The sequence below is a fragment of the Falsiroseomonas oryziterrae genome (assembly GCF_021864505.1).
GTDB classification, from domain to species: domain Bacteria; phylum Pseudomonadota; class Alphaproteobacteria; order Acetobacterales; family Acetobacteraceae; genus Falsiroseomonas; species Falsiroseomonas oryziterrae.
This window is the reverse complement of sequence record NZ_JAKJIB010000615.1, coordinates 1-1,062: the sequence shown is the minus strand read 5'-3', so window position 1 is coordinate 1,062 and position 1,062 is coordinate 1. Positions and strand designations below refer to the sequence as shown.

General features: G+C 76.2%; 2 protein-coding genes. One reads left to right on the top strand and one right to left on the bottom strand.

What is annotated here, in order from left to right; genetic code table 11:
* Positions 1 to 348 carry a hypothetical protein gene (locus L2I40_RS23640; RefSeq protein WP_237217792.1) on the bottom strand — a complete coding sequence of 116 codons (348 nt, stop codon included), beginning with the start codon at positions 346 to 348 and terminating at the stop codon, positions 1 to 3.
* Between the two features lie 122 nt (positions 349 to 470).
* On the opposite strand from L2I40_RS23640, the gene L2I40_RS23635 reads away from it, so the two are divergent.
* Positions 471 to 1,031, top strand: coding sequence for a tetratricopeptide repeat protein (locus L2I40_RS23635; RefSeq protein WP_237217791.1), 561 nt, complete (start codon positions 471 to 473; stop codon positions 1,029 to 1,031).
* Positions 1,032 to 1,062: the final 31 nt, after the last annotated feature.

The following is a 1,062-nucleotide window of genomic DNA, read 5'->3' as shown; positions in this document are numbered from 1 at the left end:
TCAGGGCGGCGCGGCGGGCGGGCGTCGCGGCCCGACGCCCGGATCCGCCACCCCCTGGGCCGGCGCGCCGGGCGGCGGGTCGGTCCAGCAATCCACGCTCCCGAGCGAGCGGGTGCAGAAGGGCGGCGGCTCCGGCGGGCCGGGATGCGGCACGCACCAGGGGCCGCGGCGCTCGTAGCGCACCGCGGAGCAGTCCTGCCCGGTCACCAGCCCCGCCACGTGGTCGAGCGGCGTCTTGCCCGTGACCACGAGCGAGGCCCCCGCCACGATGCCGCCCGTGACGAGCGGCTCCACGTTGCACCCGGCCAGGAGCAGCACGGCCGGGATCAGGGCGGGCAGGCGGGGCATCGGCCCACCCTCCGCGGCCGGGCTTAACGCCCCGTGACCGCGCCTGTATGGTCCGGCGCCCCGCAGGGGACGCAGCCGGGGGCGAAACGGCCCCACCAGACCCGCACGGACAAGGACACGACGTGCCCGACATCTTCGACGAGGTCGAGGAGGATCTCCGCGCCGAACGCGCCAAGAAGCTTGCCCAGAAATGGGGCGGCATCGCGCTCGGCGTCGCCCTGCTCGCGCTGGCCGGCACCGGCGGCTGGCAGGCATGGCGCTGGAACGAGCAGCGCCAGGCCGCCGCCGCCGCCGGCACCTACCTGACCCTTCACCGCGGCACCGAGGCGGAAGGCGCGGACCTCGCCACCGCCGCCAACGGCTTCGCAGCCCTGGCGCGCGAAAGCCCGGCCGGCTACCGCACCCTCGCCCGCCTGCGCGCCGCGGCCCTGAAGGCCGAGACCGGCGATCTCCGCGCCGCCCTCGCCCTGTGGGAGGAGGTCGCGGGCGACCGCGATGCCGACCCGCTCTACCGCGACCTCGCCACCCTGCTCGGCGTGATGCATGCCCTCGACAGCGGCGACCCGACCCAGCTCGCCGCCCGGCTCGGCCCGCTGACCGCCGAGGGCAATCCCTGGCGTGCCTCGGCGCGCGAGGCGCAGGCCCTGCTCGCCATCCGCCGCGGCGCGACGGAGGAAGCATGAATGCAAGAGCACACGTCTAACTTCCACTCAT

What these genes read in the sequence shown, in the direction of transcription:
- L2I40_RS23640 (WP_237217792.1), bottom strand. Translation starts at nt 348, where the DNA reads ATGCCCCGCCTGCCCGCCCTGATCCCGGCCGTGCTGCTCCTGGCCGGG.